Here is a 15,402-nt window from a genome sequence, read left to right on the forward strand (position 1 = left end):
TGACGGCAGGTTCGGGCTCCAGAACTTGCAACCCGCGAGCCTCGGGGTTTCCGAGCGGTCGCAGCGGGGAACAGGACCGACATGTCGACGATTTCGCAGGTGACGGCATCCGATCAGCCTCAATTCACGGCTCGCGCGCGTCTGCACGAAGACCGGCCGTCGATTGCGGAGAAGTTCCCCGATGTCGCCAACATCGCAGTGCTGCGCGGCGGCGGCCTCGGCGACTTCCTGTTCGCGCTCCCGGCGCTGCATGCGTTGCGCGAGGCGTATCCCGACAGCACGATCGTGGTGCTCGGATCGCCCATGGCCGCCCAGCTGATGCGCGGCCGCCCTGGCCCGCCCGACGAGGTCGTGGTGGTGCCGCCGGCGGAGGGCATCCGGGCCGGGCAGTCCGACCCTTCCGAAGTTGATGCCTTCTTCACCAGGATGCGCACCCGCGGCTTCGACCTGGGCGTGCAGTTGCACGGTGGTGGACGTAACTCGAACCCGTTCGTGCGCCGGCTCGGCGCGCGCCACACGGTCGGCACCCGCACACCGGACGCCACGGACCTCGAGCGCACGATGCCGTACCTCTATTACCAGAACGAGTTCGTACGAGGGCTCGAGGTGGTGGCGCTCGCCGGAGCAGCGCCGAGCCGCTACGGGAGCGAGCCGATGCTCGCGCGCGTGCCAGGGGCATCCGGGGTCGAGGCGCTCGCCGCCGCGGGAGTCACGGTGGGGGACCGTCCGCTCGTGGTGCTGCACCCGGGCGCGACGGATGCCCGTCGGAGGTGGCCCGCAGAACGGTTCGGGCGCGTGGCGGCGGAGTTGTCACGCGACGGCGCGACCGTCGTCGTGGTGGGCGACGATGGGGAGCGGCAGCTGTGCGACGCCGTCGTGCAGGGAGCCGAGCGGTGGGACGAACGTGCGCGGGTGGCATCCGTCGCGGGCCGGCTCGACCTCGCGGGGCTTGCAGCGGTGCTGGGCGATGCGGACGTCGTGGTCGCGAACGACAGCGGACCTCGCCACCTCGCACACGCTCTCGGCACCGCCACCGTGGCGGTCTACTGGATCGGCAACCTGATCAACGCGGGGCCGCTCACCCGTTCGCGTCACAGGGTGCACCTCGGATGGACCACGCACTGCCCGGTCTGCGGAGCTGACTGCACCCAGGTATCCGGCGCCGAGCGCTGCGAGCACGACAAGTCGTTCGTCGCGGGCGTGCAATGGGGTGAGGTGTACGAGAGCACCCTGGAGCTGCTCGGGCGGTGAACGCGGCCGTGGGGTGGGCTCCTACGAGCCGCCGCCCGAGACCTCGCAGTTCGTGAGACACGGCCGGACTCCGGAAAGGCCGGCCGTGCTCCGAAAACGCCTCGACATCACGGCCACGAGCCCTCGTACTCCTGGCACACCACGAGTTCGCGCACCTCGCAGCCGGATGGCTGGTTGAGCGCGAACAGCACCGCCTGCGCCACATCGTCTGGCCGGTTCAGCTTGGCGTCGGCTGGCGGCTTGTACGACTCCGGCCGGTCGTCGAAGAAGTGGGTGTCCATGCCGCCGGGCACGAGAGTCGTGACGCCAACCCGTCCCCTGGTCTCGGCGGCAAGGGCACGCGAGAAGCCGAGCACGCCGAACTTCGACGCGCAGTACGCCGTAGCGCCCTCGGCGACCCGGAGCGCGAGGGTCGACGCCACCGTCACGACGCGGCCGTGGGTGCGCTCCAGCTCGGGAAGGACGGCCCGCACCACCGAGACCGTGCCGAGCAGGTTCACGGAGATGACCCGCTCCCACTCGGCTGCAGGCACCTCGTGCAGGTAGCCGCACCGGTCGATGCCGGCCGCGGTCACGACCCCGTCGACATCGCCGGATTCCCCGACCCGCGCAACGGCGGCCTCGACGGCTTCGCGGTCCGTCACGTCGACGCTCACCGCCTCGAGCCCGTCGCCACTGGCCCCCGTTTCGCCTGCGGCCAGGTCGAACACGATCGGTGTGTCCCCGTTCTCGCGCAATGCCTCGGCGACGGCCCTTCCCAGGCCCGAGGCTCCGCCCGTGACGATGATCCTTCTACCCGTCATCGGCTTTCGTTCCTCTCTCTCGATGCGAACTCGGTCGGTGCGAGTTCTGTCGGTGTCAGTTCTGCAGGTGTGAATTTGGTGGAGGTCACCTCATGCCCAGTTCTTCTGGGACCCGTCCGGTCGCCTGCCGCGGCCCGGCCGGCCCTCGGCACAGCGGAGATCTGGGCCGCAGGGCTCGCGTGCCTGCCCTCTGGCATGGCTCGCACGGCGGATGCCAGGCTCGGCACCGCGCGCAGGTTCGCCTCTCGGCGGGGCCGCGGCTCAACGACGTGCCGCTCGCCGTACGCGAGCGTCACGAGCTGGCCGCCCCACGACGCGGCGAGTCCGGGATCGAGGCGTCCGCCGTCTCGCGGATCCGCCGATTCCACCCACACGTGCGGCCGGAGCGACCGCAGCAAGGACTCGAACTCGGCCCTCGGGGCCAGCACCACCTCGTCGACGCACTCCAGAGCGAGCAGCGCCCGCTCGAGTGCCTCGATGCGCTGGTTCTCCACGGCGCTCGGCGTGCCCTCGATGCAGTCGATGACCAGCACGAGGGAGTCCCCGAGTGCCCGTGCGGCCAGGAACCGCCTGACGTCTTCTGGCGTGAGCGTGTCGCTGTCGCACGCCATCGCGACGATGACCCCGTGGCGTTCGCGCGCGGTGCTGACGGCTTCGGGCGCCGCGGATCCCGGTCCCGAGAACCGGGGCGCACGTTGAGTGCCGAGCGCGGAGACGCCGCCACGGGCAAGGAACAGTGCAGCGATGTCGGCAGCCGTCGCCACGGCGTCAGGGAGCGCCGCACCGGATGCCAGTGCCACGGCGAGCGCGGAGGAGAACCGGTCGCCTGCACCGCACGGATCCACCGCCGTCACCCGGGAGACCTGATGGATCGACGGTGGAGCATCCAGCGCGTCGGCCAGCAGCACACCCATCTCGCCGAGCGTCACGGCGACGGGGCAGGCCCATTCTCCGCGGAGCACGCGCGCGGATCCTGCCGCGGCGGCTGCATCCTTTCCCTGCATCCCTGCGGCACGGATGGCTTCTGTGAGGTTGGGCGTGGCGACGGTCACGCCTGCCACGGGGCGACCGCCTCGTGGGTGCGGGTCCCACACCACAGGGATGTCGATGCTGCGCCGCGCGATCGCCCTGCGCAAGTCCGCATCATCGGCGAGCCCCCGCCCGTAGTCCGCGACGACGATCACCTCCGCGTCTTCGATCGTCTCGATCATCTCGGGCGTCACGAGCGCGGGCGGCGCGTCGCCGCAGCCCTCGTCCATGCGTGCGAGGGGCCGTGTGCCGGCGAACAGCCTCGTCTTCACGGGCGTAGGGATGCCCGAGGGCGACGCGACGATGTTCGCGCCAGCAAGGCATCCGCGCACGTAGCCCGCGGCGTCGTCGTCGGAGAGCGTGGTCACGAGGTCGACGTCGTGCCCGTCGGCCAGCAGCATGCAGGCCACGAGGCCAGCGCCGCCTGCGCGGCGCACGATGGTCTGAACGTCGACGACGGGCGCCGGGGCGTCGGCCAGCAGCCGCTCGGCCGTTCCGCGCACGTCGACGTCGAGCAGCGTGTCGCCAACGACGGTGATTCTCATGATCTCGTCCTCTGCAATCGTTCGACCCGGCTGTCGAACACGCGGCACAGGGCATGGATGGCCACGAGCTGGCATTCCTGCACGTGTGCAGACGGGCCGTCGATGGCGAGCACCTCGTCGCTCGCCGACGCCAGCGGGTTCGGGGCCGGGCCGGTCATGGCCCACACGAGTGCTCCGCACCAGTGCGCTGCGGCGGCCGCGGCGAGCAGGTTCTCGCTCGCGCCACTCGTGGAGAGCAGCAGCACGACGTCGCCGACCCGCGCGTGGGCCCGCACCTGCCTGGCGAACACCTCCTCGAACCCGTAGTCGTTGCCGATGGCCGTGATGCTCGAGGTCTCGGCATTCAGGGCAAGGGCGGAGAACGCGGGGCGGTCGTCCTGGAATCGCCCGACCAGCTCGGCGGTGAGGTGCTGTGCCTCGGCAGCCGACCCGCCGTTGCCCGCGACGAGCAGGCGTGCGCCGCCGTGCAGTCGGTTGGCGAGCTCGCTGCCCCAGGCGTCGATGCGCGCTGCCTGGCCCTGCAGTGCCAGCAGCGACGGGGCCAGCGACTCGATGTGCTCCGCGGCGCCGCCCTGACGCAACCGGGACGCGCTACGAGTGGGCGCTTCGATGCTCGTCATCGGTAGCCACCCCCCGCAGCGCCTGCCGCGACCTTCGGTGTCGCGCCGACGGATGCCGTACCGCCGGTCGCGAAGGTCCTCGCGGGCGATGGCGCGGCCAGGTGCGCGTAGAGGTCGGCCGTGTCGGCCGCCACACGCTCCCAGGTGTACCTGGTGCGCACGCGCTCGCGCCCCGCTCGCCCGTACTCGGTCCGTGTCTCCGGGTCGGTGAGCAGGCGCTCGATCGCGGAAGCCGTGGCATCCGCGTCGAAGGGTGGCACCAGCAACCCCGTTCCCTCGTCGACCACGGTGTCGCGCAGGCCGCCGACGGCTGCAGCCACGACGGGCACACCGCACGCCATGGCCTCGAGCGGCACGATGCCGAACGGCTCGTACCAGGGCGTGCACACCACGACATCGGCCGAGCGGTACCACCGGGGGAGCTCCGTCTGGTCGACCTGACCCATGAACCGCACCCGGTCGGCGACACCGGATGCCTTCGCACTGTCGGCAAGACGCGCCACCTCCGGGTCCGCCTCGGACGCGCCACCCGAGCTGCCGAGCACCACGAGCTCGGCGTCGACGCCGTTCTTGACCAGCCGTGCGAGCGCGTCGATCACGATGTCGACGCCCTTGCGAGGTACGAGACGACCGACGCTGAGAATGCGCAGCCTGGCAGCCTTCGGCGCCTTCGGCCCCTTCGCGCTGAACGCTTTCGGGTCGACCCCGCACGGAATGACATGCACCTTTCCCGATGCGATGTCCATGCGGCCGAGCTCGAGCACCTCGTCGGTCGACGTAGCGACGATCGCCGCCGCACGGCTGCCGACGTGCGGCTCGAGCCAGCGCCGCGCGGTGGGTGACGTGTCGGCCGCGCCCTGGAACCGGCGCTTCACAGAACCGAGCGCGTGGAACGTGTGCACGACGGGGATGCGCGACGTCGGGATGCTCTCGACTGCGCCGAGGGCGGCGAGTCCGGACATCCAGAAGTGGCTGTGTACGACATCGGGCGCCCCGCGCGTCTCCCAGTCGGCCGCGATGCCCTCGGCGAGCTGCGGCATGTAGGGCAGCAGGTCGTCTTTCGGGATGCGTGTTGCCGGCCCCGCGTCCACGTGCACCACGTAGACGCCAGGGGCTAGAGCCACGCGGTGGGCCAGCTGGGAGGAGTCGCGCCTGGTGTAGACGGTGACCTCGTGACCTTGCGCCGCGAGCGCTCTGCTGAGCGCGGCGACGTGCACGTTCTGCCCACCGGCATCCACGCTTCCGACGGATGCCAGGGGGCTGGCGTGTTCGGAAACCATGGCGATTCTCACGATGGTGCTCCTTCCGTTGTGGGCCCGAAGTCCCTTGTGAAGCCGGCGCCGGGCCGGCGGTCGATCCGGCCCCCGCGTGAGCCGCGTGCGGCACCTGCCGCGCTCGGCTCCATGCGGCGCCGGTGAGGATGCCGCAGCCGCCAGGCTGCGACCGTGTCGTCGAGCACGGTGTTCCAGCGCTCGAGAAAGTTCTCCAACGCGTACGCCTGGCGCACGTGCTCCCTTCCTGCCTCGCCGAGCTCCCTGGCGCGCTCTGGCTCCGCCAGCAGCGTGGACGCCGCCGCCCGCAGCTCGTCCGGATTCGTAGACGTCACGCCTGTCCCAGGCGGCACCGCCCGCACCACTTCGGTGGTGGCAAGGGCGAGCACGGGCATCCCGAGATACATGGCCTCGAGCAGCGAGAGCCCGAGCGATGTCCACCGCACGGGATGCAGGTACGCGCGTCGCCGTGCCAGCTCGGTGTGCAGCCGGTCCGTCGGCAGGTCTCCGCTCGGCACCACCCCTGGATCGTCGATCGCCTCCGCCAGGCCGTCTGTCTTCATGCCGAACACGTGGACCGGCGCAAGGTCGGTGAACCTGGCGAGGAGGTCGGTTCCGGTGATGCGGCCTCGCCGCACTGGCTCGTTGATCACCGCGGCCAGGGCGTCGAGCTCGCCTGTGTAGCGGTGGCCTGGGTCGACGATGCCGTGCTCGATCACGGTCGTCGGCGCCATGCCGTTGTCCCAGAACAGCTCGTTGAAATGCGTCACGTGCACGATCGGGATGTCGCGCTGATCCGCCAGCGGATGCACGCTGGCCACCGCGTGCGGTCGCGGCGCATTGTGTTCGAGGTAGAGCGCCGGCAGGTCGTGACCGGGTGTCCCGCCCAGCAGCCTGGCCGCCTCGGCGAGCTCGTCGGGCCGTTGCAGCACGACGACATCCGGCCGCTCCTGCCGCAACGACTCGGGGGCCACCTCGCGCGCGTTTGCGGGCCAGGAACGGCCACCACGGCCGAGTCCCCAGCCGTCGCGTTGCGGCGTGGCCGGCAGCAGATATTCGTGGTCGCCCTGCACGAAAGAGTTCATCCATCCGCCGTGCACGTGCCAGATCAAGATCTTCACGGCGCCACCGCCTCTCGCGCCCGGCCGCTCGACGGCACGACATGAGTGCGACCGCGGCTCCGCGGCCGGCGCAGCAGCTTCGGGGCCAGCCACAGGCAGGCATCCACCACCTGTGTGGTCGTGATGCCGGAGAGACACGGATGCCCGGGCACAGGGCAGACGCGGGCTCTGCTCCCAGCGCACGCGGCCTGCTGATCGCCGAGCAGCACGTGCGGTACACCGAACGGCGCCCACTTCACGGCGGGTACGACCGGCGAGAACAGGCTCACGACGGGTGTGCCCACGGCTGCCGCGAGGTGAGCCGGTCCGGTGTTGCCGCTGACGACGACCGCCGCTCCGGCGAGCACGCCCGCCAGTTCAGGCAGGTCGAGCTTCCCCCCGCGGTCCGTGCCTCCGTGCGCTGCGACGGCGGCGGTCAGCGGCCGCTCGTCACCGGTTCCCGTGACCACGACGTGCACGCCGAGTTCGATCAGGGCGGAGGCGACCGCCGCGTATCCCTCCTTCGTCCACGTGCGGGCCGGCGCCGTAGCCCCGGGATGCAGCACGACGTAGGGCTTGGGCATCCCCGTCGCCGCGACTGCACCGTGCACGGACAGCAGGCCGGGGTCGGACTCGGGCAGGCGGAACCCGCACGCCTCGGCGATGCGCAGGGCTCGCTCCGCTTCCGGGATGCCCTCGGGCAGGTCGTCGCCCGGCTCGTCGCCCGGGCGCAGCCGCACGTCGAGCAGGGTGCCCGCGTAGTCGACCGATGCCCCGCCGATGCGCGGCACCCCGGCGAGCCTGAGCAGCAGCGCGAGGGGCAACGGCGACTGGTGGAACGAGGTGAGGATGACCGCCTCGTCGAATCCGTGTGTCGCGATGCTCTGCACGAGCTCGCGCGTGCTCTCCGCGTTGAGGTCGGGAGCATCTGCGCTGATCCAAGGGCAGTCCCACTCCATGACCTCCGCCACGCCAGGGAGCATGCCGGCGGCGGCGGATCCGCGTGGTGAGCACAGCATGGTGACCCGAGCGCCGGATGCCGCGACGGCGCGCACGGCGGGACCGGCGAGCAACACGTCGCCCATGCTGTCGAGGCGTGCGACGAGGATGTTCCGGCTGCTTCCGCCCTTCGGCGAGCTGTCCTTGATCGTGCCGGCCGTCACAGGGCGGCTCCAACCGGTGACAGCGGCCGCCCCGCTCTCGAGAACGCCAGCTCCACGGCCGTCGCGAGGTCGGGTGCCACGAGCTCGGCCGCGTCGACCTCCTCCTGCCTGGTCACCGGCGTAGGGACGAGCGCGGCCGACGCGCCCGCGGCGGCGGCGGCATCCACATCGCTGCCGATGTCGCCGATCACCAGGGTGCGGCGGGGATCGACGCCGAGGCGGGCCGTCGCGGCGAGAACGAGCCCGGGCGCCGGTTTGCGGCATCCGCAGTGGTCCTCGGGCACGTGCGGGCATACCTCCCACACGTCGAACGGCCCGATCAGGTCATCGATGGCGGCGTCGACGGCGCGCAACTGCTCGGGGGTGATGAGTCCTCTGCCGACGCCCGACTGGTTGGTGATGACGCCGACGAGAACGCCTGCCTCGCGCAGCCGGCGCACCGTCTCCACGGCCGTCGGCATGGGCTCGACGCGGCTCGGATCGGCGTTGTACGGCAGGTTCACGACGAGGGTGCCGTCTCGGTCGAACAGCACGGCGTCGAACGGAACGGCGGCCGGCTTCACACCTGTCGTCTCCGTGTTCGGCGTAGCTCTGCGACTTTCGGTCATGAAGGAGTAGTTCCCGCAGTAGCAGCGATGCAAACGCGTTTTCACTACTTCTTCTCCTTCTCGAAGGATGCAAGGGCTGGACCGCTCGCACGCCCAGCCGACAACCTGTTATCCATGCCGCCGATGCTGCGCTTCACCCCGCCCGACGACCGACCGATGCTCCTCGCGCTGCGCGCCCTCAAGCTGGGCGATCTGCTCGTCGCGGTGCCCGCGCTGAAGGCTCTCGCCCGCACGTTCGACGACCACGCGCTCGTCTTCGCGGCGCCCGCTTGGCTCGAGCCCATCGCTCGCCTGGTTCCAGGCGTCGACGCCCTGCTACCCACCAGGGGCCTCGACGCCCCGATCCACCTCGAGCCGGGTACCGCGGACATCGCGGCGAACCTGCACGGCAACGGCCAGGAGAGCCGGTCGGCCATCGCCGCACTCGAAGCACGTCTGGTCATTCAGCACGCGAACGGTCCGGGCGGCGGAGGACCCGTCCCCGGCATGCCGGAGCGCCTCGACCCTCGCGAGCCGGACTGGGTCGACGGCATCAACGAACGCGTGCGGTGGGCGAGGCTGGTGAACGCGTTCGGGGCGGATGCTCGCGACCCCGATGTAGGCATCCTCACCCCGAGCGAACCCGCGGTGGTGCCCGGTGCCGTCGTCATCCACGTCGGGGCGTTCTACGGCTCCCGGCAGTGGCCAGTCGACCGGTTCGCCGCAGTGGCGGCCGCCCTGCACGCGGAGGGCGAGCGAGTCGTCGTCACGGGCGGCGACGCCGATGTTCAGCGGGCAGAGGCCGTCGTGCGGGCCGCCGGGCTCCCGACTGATTCGATGCTGGCGGGATGCCTCACCCTCGACGGACTCGCCGCTCTGGTGGCGGCCGCGCGCCTCGTGGTCAGTGCCGACACGGGGGCCGCGCACCTGGCATCCGCGTACGGCACGCCCTCTGTGGTGATCTTCGGCCCTGCGCCGGTGGAGGAGTGGGGTCCGCCGCCTGGTCCGCATGTCGCCCTCACCGACGCATCCGTTCGCCGAGGCGAGACGTTCGCGGCAGAGCCGGACCCCGCGCTGCTCGCCGTGACCGTCGACGACGTGCTCGCAGCGGCACACGGCCTGCTGGCCTGACGAACCAAAGCGGGTACCCCAACACGTTTTCAGGCCATACGGCCGGCCGTGCGCCCCCGATCCCAACACGTTTTCAGGCCATACGGCCGGCCGGCCACACAGTGTGGACGGGGGCGCGTATGGCCTGAAAAAGGGCGGCGGATCCGGGTTACGCGGCGAGCGAGTCCGGTTCGTCGAGCAGTGTGCGCAGGCGCGCGAGCGTCGAGGTGAGCAACCGTGACACCTGCATCTGGGTCACGCCGATCTCCTGCGCGATCTCCGACTGCGTGCGGTCTTCGTAGAAGCGCCGATAGATGATGAGACGCTCACGCGGCGGGAGCTTCAGGCAGGCGAGGCGCAGCGCCTGCACCCGTTCCGCGTGCTCGAGGGTGCGGTCTCCGGCGTCGAGCGTGTCGCCGAAGGTGGCGTGTTCGCCGCCGGTCAGCACCGGAGCATCGAGTGACAGCGGCCGCATGGCGCGACCGCAATTGATGGCCTCGTCGACCCGGTCGGCAGGTTGGCCGATGCGTTCGGCGATCTCTCCTCTGCTTGGTTCGCGTCCGAGCTGCTGCGCCATACGCGGCACCTCGTGCTCGACCGTCGACCGCAGCTCCTGCAGGGAGCGCGGCGGCCGAACGAACCAGGAGTTGTCGCGGAAGTGCCGCTTGATCTCGCCGGCGATGGTCGGCACGGCGAACGAGGCGAACTCGTCGGAACGAGTGGCGTCGAAACGCTCTGCAGCCTTCACCAGGCCGAGGTACGCGACTTGACGCAGGTCGTCGGCATCCTGCCTGCGGCCCGCGTAACGGTGGGCGATTGCGTCGGCCAGCTGAAGGTGGCGCACGACGAGCTCGTCCCGGTTCTGTCGGCTGCCGTCGGCATCCTGGCGCTGAATATCGCGGAATCGCTCGCTCGAGCGCTGCCGGCGCCGGATGCGCTCGGATGCCCGTTCGGTTTCGCGGCGAGCTGCGCGGGTGACGTGTCGTGGCGGCATGGTGCTCCTCGCTCTCCATGGGGTGCTTTCGCACTCGGAATTCGCTGCCCGGACGGAACAACAGCGACCCTTCGAAGCAACCACCGCCCCGCTGGGGGTAGAAGTGGTTGCCAAGAAGGAGAAGGAGGAGTAGTCAAGCCCTCCGGCGGCGCAGGGCCATCGGAGCAGTATGGATGCCATGGCGAGACAGAACGACGCACGGTCGCCGGATGCCCGCCGCGACCCAACGATGGTTCGCAATCAGCCTGCGCTGCGCACCTCCAGCGGCCGAGTGTGGCTCGTCGTCGGGGGCGTCATGGCCGCCATCTGTGTCGCGGTGCTCCTGCTCCAGGTGCGCAACAGCGTGCCCATGGCCGTGCTCGGTGCGGTCATCGTCGCGGTGCTCTACGCCGCGCTGGTCGCGGTGCGTTTTCTGCTGCCGCAGCCTCCGCGACTCGTGCTGCTCGCCTGCGTCTTCGCCGCCATCCCGGTCTGGACCGTCGTGTGGCTCCTGGTGATCATCGCCAACGTGACGTGAGCGAGCGCACGCCCTTGTCTGGGCCTTCCACTTTGTGACAGCAGAAGTACCTGCGCGCGCCCCGACGGCCCGTCAGACGGCAGAGCGCTCGCCGCTCGTCACATGACCGAGGCGTTCGCCTCTTGCGGCATGCGCCTGAGAGTCGCTTTCACCTCGGTGACACCGTGATAGGAGCGGTTGGGGAGCCTGCGCAGCAGGCTCAGCGCTTCCGGATCGCATCCGCGTCGGGCGGCTTCGCGCAGAAGGTCGTCCGTCGTCGCCGGAAACTCCATGCCGGTCAGCACTCTGTCAAGAACATCCGACATCGCCGGCTCCTTAAGTTGTGGCGCGACCGGATGGAACGGTGCGCTGTGAATCGCCTTTCGGCCCCTTTATGACAGCCTGACTGCGCGCGGACCCGCAGACGAGCGGTTGACACCGGCCCGCTCGCCGTGGTTACGCGGTCCTACGCGGCGTCGCCGCGCATCCGAGGACCGAGCTCTGCCGCGAAGAAGTCCATGAAGCCATCCGGATCGGGGCCGGCGTTCTGCAGAACGATGTGGTCGAAGCCTGCGTCGAGGAACGGTTGCACGATCTCGAGGTGCCGTTCGACGTCGGGTCCGCACGCGAATTTCGCCCGAACATCCTCGACACGCACCGAACCGGATGCCGCCTCGAAGTTCACCGGATTCGGCAGCTCGCTCATGACCTTCCAGCCCGCCAGCGCCCAGCGGCTCATCTCGTGGGCGGCCTCAGCGCCCTCCTGCTCGCTCTTGGCCCAGGCCAGAGGAGCCTCCGCATACATCGGACCGGTTCCCCCGGACGAACGGAAGGTCTCGACGATGGATGCCTTCGGCTCCACCGCGAACAGCCCGCCGCCCAGCTCACCCGCGATCGCCGCAGACAGGTCGCCGCTCGCCGCCACGGCAATGACCGGCGGGGTCTCCGGCAGGTCGAACACCCGGGCGTCATCGATCGTGTAATAGATGCCGTCATAGCTGTGATAGCCGGGAAGCCACAGCATCGAGATGATCTCGATCGCCTCACGCAGCCGGTCGTGGCGCTCGTGCACCCCGGGGAACGCCCCGACAACGTGCTCGTTGAGGCGCTCGCCTGCACCCAGACCGAGCGTGAAGCGACCGTCGGAGAGAACGGCGAGCGTGGCAGCCGCCTGGGCGATGATCGCCGGGTGGTACCTGAACGTCGGGCAGGTCACACCGGTGGCCATCCCGATGCGTTCCGTTCGCGCGGCGATGGCGCCGAGCACCGTCCACGTGAAGGGCGAGTGCCCCTGTTCCTCGAGCCACGGATGGTAGTGGTCGCTGATCTCCACGAAATCGAAGCCGGACTCCTCAGCGCGCACCGCCTGGCGCACGATCTCCTGCGGGCCGAAGGCCTCGGTCGAGAGCTTGTATCCGATCTGCATGCCTGTGTTCCTCTCATCGATTGATCAATTGCTGCTGAAGCCCGGCCGCGCGCGGGGTCGTGCCGCGGCTCAGATGGTCGCGCCGCGGCTCAGATGGTCGCGACCGAGCCGCCGTCGACGCGGTAGTTCGACCCGACGACGAAAGACGCGGCATCCGAGCACAGGAACGCGATGACGGATGCCACCTCCTGCGGCTCGCCGCGCCGCTCGAGCTCCAGGAAGGGCCGCTCCTCCGCGAGAAACGACCGGATCGCCTCGTCGAAGCCCACGCCCAGCTGGTCGGCTCGCTTCTGCATCATGGCGTCGGTCATCGGGGTGTGGATGAACGCGGGCGAGACCGTATTCACGAGCAGGCCGTCCCTGGCGTACGACCGCGACAGACCCTTGGCGAGCGCAAGGATGCCTGCTTTCGCGGCGCAGTACGGAAGCTCGTTCGCGTACGGCTGCACGGCATCCTCTGAGGCGATGTACACCAGTCGGCCCCATCCGCGGCGCAGGTCTGGCAGGAACTCGCGGGTGGTGCGAACGGGGCCGAGCAGGTCGGTCTCGATCGTGCTCGTCCAGCCGTCGTCGTCGATCTCATCGAACGTCCCTTGGGCACCGGTGACGCCCGCGGAGTGCACGAGCATGTCGATGGCGCCGCAGGCATCCATGGTGCGTTCGTGCAGTCGGGCGAGGTCGTCGAGGCTGGTGATGTCGGCCGCGAACGCGTGCAGCGTGCCCGGTGCGGCATCCAGCCGATCGGCCGCGGCATCGAGCCTGGCCTGGTCGAGGTCGCTGATCACGACCGTCGCGCCCTCGTCGAGGAGGGCACGCGCCGTGTGCCAGCCGATGCCGGAGTCGCCGCCCGTGATGAGCGCTTTCTTGCCTGCGATGCCGAGATCCATGCTCACATCAGATGACGGCGGCAACCCCGGCCGTCAGCGCTTGCGTGCAGCGCCGAAGTCCGGACAATGCGCGCGAGACCGCTCGCAGCACGCAAGGCATCGCCGACGTAGTGCGACTCAGGCGTCCTCGCGTCCCGGGTTGTCGAACTGGAAGAAGTTGGACTGGCTGCCGTCGGACTTCTCCTCCTGGTAGATGAAGTTGAGCCCGCGCTGGTCGAACGTGTCGAACCATTCGTCCCAGCTCACTTCGCGCAGCTTGTCGGTCTGTTCCCCGAAGTCGAACCGGAGCACTCCCAGGTGGTCGCCGTGCTCGGTTCCGTCGACGGTCGCGGGTCGGCCGCCGCGCGCCTCGGCCCACTGCTTGATCACCTCGTGATTGGTGGTGACAAGGCTGCGGCCCTCGCGCTCGGGATCGTCCTCTGGCGAGGTGATCTCCTGCGAGTACTTCAGAGACTTCGACTCCTCAGGGCCGTGCCGCACGGCGCCGCCGTCCGGGCCCGCGCCGACCTCGGTGTCTTCTCCTTGGTCGCGCCCCTTCGTGGTCTGGTCCTTCGATTCAGCCATGATTCCCTCTCTCACGTCGTGACGGGTTTCATCTGTTGGCGCGGCAGCCCGGTCGAGGCTGCCCGCGACGGCGGCGAGTGTAACGCCGGCTTCGAATGCGTCACACGGGGTTGCGCTGGAGCACCGGGCTCACCAACATCGCGCAATTCCATTCAGGCGGCCGACGGCTCGTCGCCTCTGTCGCCGAGAAGCTGGCGGTAGTGGCGGTCCTGGATGCGTTCCACATCATGGCCTCGCCGCAGGAGCTTGGTCGTGTAGATCGTCCCGTACGCCAGAGAACGCGAGATGAGCGCCGAGACGGCGGTGGTGAGCATGACAGGAAGCGCCAATGCGAAGTCCCCGGTCATCTCCAGCACCGAGACGAACGAGGTGAGTGGAGCCCTGGTTCCTGCTGCGAAGACGCCGCCCATGCCGACCGCGGCATATAAGGCAGGCGAGCCCGCCGAAGGGCCGAACACGTGGTCGGCGATGAGGCCGAACGCATTGCCCCACATGAGGCCGATGAAGAGTGAGGGTGCGAAGACGCCGCCCGACCCGCCGATCCCGATCGTCACAGAGGTCGCGATCATCTTTCCGGCGGCCAGAAGCAAGAGGAACCAGACCGTGTAGTTGCCGGCAATGGCCTTGAACATCACGGGATATCCCACGCCGTACAGCTGGGGCAGCGCGAGCAGGATGAGCCCGAGCACCACGCCACCCGCCGCGGGCCTGAGCCACTCCGGCCTGCCCCGCCAGAGACGATCGCACACGTCCTCGGTGGCGTAGAGCAGCCATCGGAATACCTGCCCGATCAAACCGGTCGTCACGGCGAGCACAGCGATGAGCAGGTAGTTCACGCTGTGGTGCAGCTCGGCGTTCTGCGGGAACGCGGCCAGGAACGGGGCCGACCCGATGATGCTCCTGGCCATGGCATCGGCCACCATCGACGACAGCATGATCGCGAACAGCGAGCCGGCCGAGATCTCACGCAGGATGATCTCGGCACCGAAGAAGACTCCCGTGATCGGTGCGTTGAACGTGGCCGAGATGCCGCCGGCCGCGCCGCACGCGACCAGGATGCGCAGCCTGCCGCTGGGCATCCTCGCCAATTGCCCAAGACCGGATGCCAGTGCCGCACCTATCTGCACGATCGGGCCCTCGCGCCCCACGGAACCGCCGGTGCCGATCGTCACGGCAGACGCCAGCGCTTTCACCACCGACACCTGGGGACGGATGCGCCCATCGTTTTCGGCGACGGCAAGCATCACCTCGGGCACTCCGTGTCCGCGTGCCTCACTCGCCCACCTGTGCACGATGGGACCGTAGACGAGCCCGCCGACGATGGGGATGATCGCGTAGAACGCCAGGCCCAGCCAGGGTAGATGTCCGCTTGCGACATATCCGTTCTGCCCGAACTCGGCGTGCCCGGTGGCGAGCCAGGTCATGCCGTACACGAGCCAGCGGAACGCGACCGCGCCCAAGGCAGCGCCCAGTCCGACGACGAGAGACGCCAGGAAGAGGCCATAACGACTGTCTCGAAACCAGGCCAGGGTGCGATCTTTCCGTGTACTCACGCA

The 15,402-nt window shown here is 69.6% G+C and carries 16 protein-coding genes; 3 read left to right on the forward strand and 13 right to left on the reverse strand.

Annotated features, from left to right (window positions below; all coding sequences use genetic code 11):
- The first annotated feature begins 81 nt into the window (after positions 1 to 81).
- The gene (locus tag ACO2Q7_RS12245; RefSeq protein WP_423355875.1) at positions 82 to 1,251 is read left to right on the forward strand and encodes a glycosyltransferase family 9 protein; all 1,170 of its coding nucleotides are present in this window, start codon (positions 82 to 84) and stop codon (positions 1,249 to 1,251) included.
- Between the two features lie 107 nt (positions 1,252 to 1,358).
- Here the strand turns inward: ACO2Q7_RS12245 and ACO2Q7_RS12250 are convergent, their stop codons facing one another.
- The 7 genes from ACO2Q7_RS12250 to ACO2Q7_RS12280 all read right to left on the reverse strand — a co-directional run bounded on the left by ACO2Q7_RS12250 (position 1,359) and on the right by ACO2Q7_RS12280 (position 8,390).
- Entirely contained in the window at positions 1,359 to 2,054 is a 696-nt protein-coding gene (locus tag ACO2Q7_RS12250) for an SDR family oxidoreductase (RefSeq protein ID WP_423355876.1), read from the reverse strand.
- The gene (locus ACO2Q7_RS12255; protein WP_423355877.1) at positions 2,051 to 3,628 is read right to left on the reverse strand and encodes a PfkB family carbohydrate kinase; all 1,578 of its coding nucleotides are present in this window, start codon (positions 3,626 to 3,628) and stop codon (positions 2,051 to 2,053) included. The genes ACO2Q7_RS12250 and ACO2Q7_RS12255 overlap by 4 nt, the downstream gene beginning before the upstream one ends.
- Positions 3,625 to 4,248: a D-sedoheptulose-7-phosphate isomerase gene (locus ACO2Q7_RS12260; protein ID WP_423355878.1), complete on the reverse strand. Its 624-nt coding sequence runs from the start codon at positions 4,246 to 4,248 to the stop codon at positions 3,625 to 3,627. The genes ACO2Q7_RS12255 and ACO2Q7_RS12260 overlap by 4 nt, the downstream gene beginning before the upstream one ends.
- Positions 4,245 to 5,540, reverse strand: coding sequence for a glycosyltransferase (locus tag ACO2Q7_RS12265; protein WP_423355879.1), 1,296 nt, complete (start codon positions 5,538 to 5,540; stop codon positions 4,245 to 4,247). The genes ACO2Q7_RS12260 and ACO2Q7_RS12265 overlap by 4 nt, the downstream gene beginning before the upstream one ends.
- Complete coding sequence (locus ACO2Q7_RS12270) at positions 5,537 to 6,640, reverse strand: glycosyltransferase (RefSeq protein WP_423355880.1); 1,104 nt, start codon at positions 6,638 to 6,640, stop codon at positions 5,537 to 5,539. The genes ACO2Q7_RS12265 and ACO2Q7_RS12270 overlap by 4 nt, the downstream gene beginning before the upstream one ends.
- A complete protein-coding gene (locus ACO2Q7_RS12275; RefSeq protein WP_423356023.1) occupies positions 6,637 to 7,704 on the reverse strand; it encodes a glycosyltransferase family 9 protein in 1,068 nt (355 codons plus the stop codon). Before ACO2Q7_RS12275 ends, ACO2Q7_RS12270 begins: the two co-directional genes overlap by 4 nt.
- Positions 7,705 to 7,778: 74 nt before the next feature.
- Complete coding sequence (locus ACO2Q7_RS12280) at positions 7,779 to 8,390, reverse strand: D-glycero-alpha-D-manno-heptose-1,7-bisphosphate 7-phosphatase (RefSeq protein WP_423355881.1); 612 nt, start codon at positions 8,388 to 8,390, stop codon at positions 7,779 to 7,781.
- A 114-nt stretch (positions 8,391 to 8,504) separates the two neighbouring features.
- Here ACO2Q7_RS12280 and ACO2Q7_RS12285 point away from each other — a divergent pair, with 114 nt between their 5' ends.
- Positions 8,505 to 9,500: a glycosyltransferase family 9 protein gene (locus ACO2Q7_RS12285; protein ID WP_423355882.1), complete on the forward strand. Its 996-nt coding sequence runs from the start codon at positions 8,505 to 8,507 to the stop codon at positions 9,498 to 9,500.
- Between the two features lie 148 nt (positions 9,501 to 9,648).
- On the opposite strand, the gene ACO2Q7_RS12290 is transcribed toward ACO2Q7_RS12285, so the two are convergent.
- The gene (locus tag ACO2Q7_RS12290; RefSeq protein ID WP_423355883.1) at positions 9,649 to 10,473 is read right to left on the reverse strand and encodes a SigB/SigF/SigG family RNA polymerase sigma factor; all 825 of its coding nucleotides are present in this window, start codon (positions 10,471 to 10,473) and stop codon (positions 9,649 to 9,651) included.
- A gap of 178 nt (positions 10,474 to 10,651) precedes the next feature.
- On the opposite strand from ACO2Q7_RS12290, the gene ACO2Q7_RS12295 reads away from it, so the two are divergent.
- On the forward strand, positions 10,652 to 10,990 hold the full coding sequence (locus ACO2Q7_RS12295; protein WP_423355884.1) for a hypothetical protein: 339 nt from the start codon (positions 10,652 to 10,654) through the stop codon (positions 10,988 to 10,990).
- 98 nt (positions 10,991 to 11,088) lie between these two features.
- On the opposite strand, the gene ACO2Q7_RS12300 is transcribed toward ACO2Q7_RS12295, so the two are convergent.
- The 5 genes from ACO2Q7_RS12300 to ACO2Q7_RS12320 all read right to left on the reverse strand — a co-directional run bounded on the left by ACO2Q7_RS12300 (position 11,089) and on the right by ACO2Q7_RS12320 (position 15,399).
- Positions 11,089 to 11,295 (reverse strand): DUF2795 domain-containing protein, encoded by a 207-nt coding sequence (locus ACO2Q7_RS12300; RefSeq protein ID WP_423355885.1) that lies wholly within the window; start codon positions 11,293 to 11,295, stop codon positions 11,089 to 11,091.
- Positions 11,296 to 11,435: 140 nt separating this feature from the next.
- The gene (locus tag ACO2Q7_RS12305; protein WP_423355886.1) at positions 11,436 to 12,395 is read right to left on the reverse strand and encodes a TIGR03557 family F420-dependent LLM class oxidoreductase; all 960 of its coding nucleotides are present in this window, start codon (positions 12,393 to 12,395) and stop codon (positions 11,436 to 11,438) included.
- A gap of 89 nt (positions 12,396 to 12,484) precedes the next feature.
- Entirely contained in the window at positions 12,485 to 13,282 is a 798-nt protein-coding gene (locus tag ACO2Q7_RS12310; protein ID WP_423355887.1) for an SDR family NAD(P)-dependent oxidoreductase, read from the reverse strand.
- Positions 13,283 to 13,399: 117 nt separating this feature from the next.
- Positions 13,400 to 13,846 (reverse strand): hypothetical protein, encoded by a 447-nt coding sequence (locus ACO2Q7_RS12315; protein WP_423355888.1) that lies wholly within the window; start codon positions 13,844 to 13,846, stop codon positions 13,400 to 13,402.
- 152 nt (positions 13,847 to 13,998) lie between these two features.
- Positions 13,999 to 15,399, reverse strand: coding sequence for a chloride channel protein (locus tag ACO2Q7_RS12320; RefSeq protein WP_423355889.1), 1,401 nt, complete (start codon positions 15,397 to 15,399; stop codon positions 13,999 to 14,001).
- Between the last annotated feature and the right edge of the window lie 3 nt (positions 15,400 to 15,402).

The sequence above is a fragment of the Rathayibacter sp. KR2-224 genome (assembly GCF_049446075.1).
In the GTDB taxonomy this organism is placed as follows: Bacteria; Actinomycetota; Actinomycetes; order Actinomycetales; family Microbacteriaceae; genus Humibacter.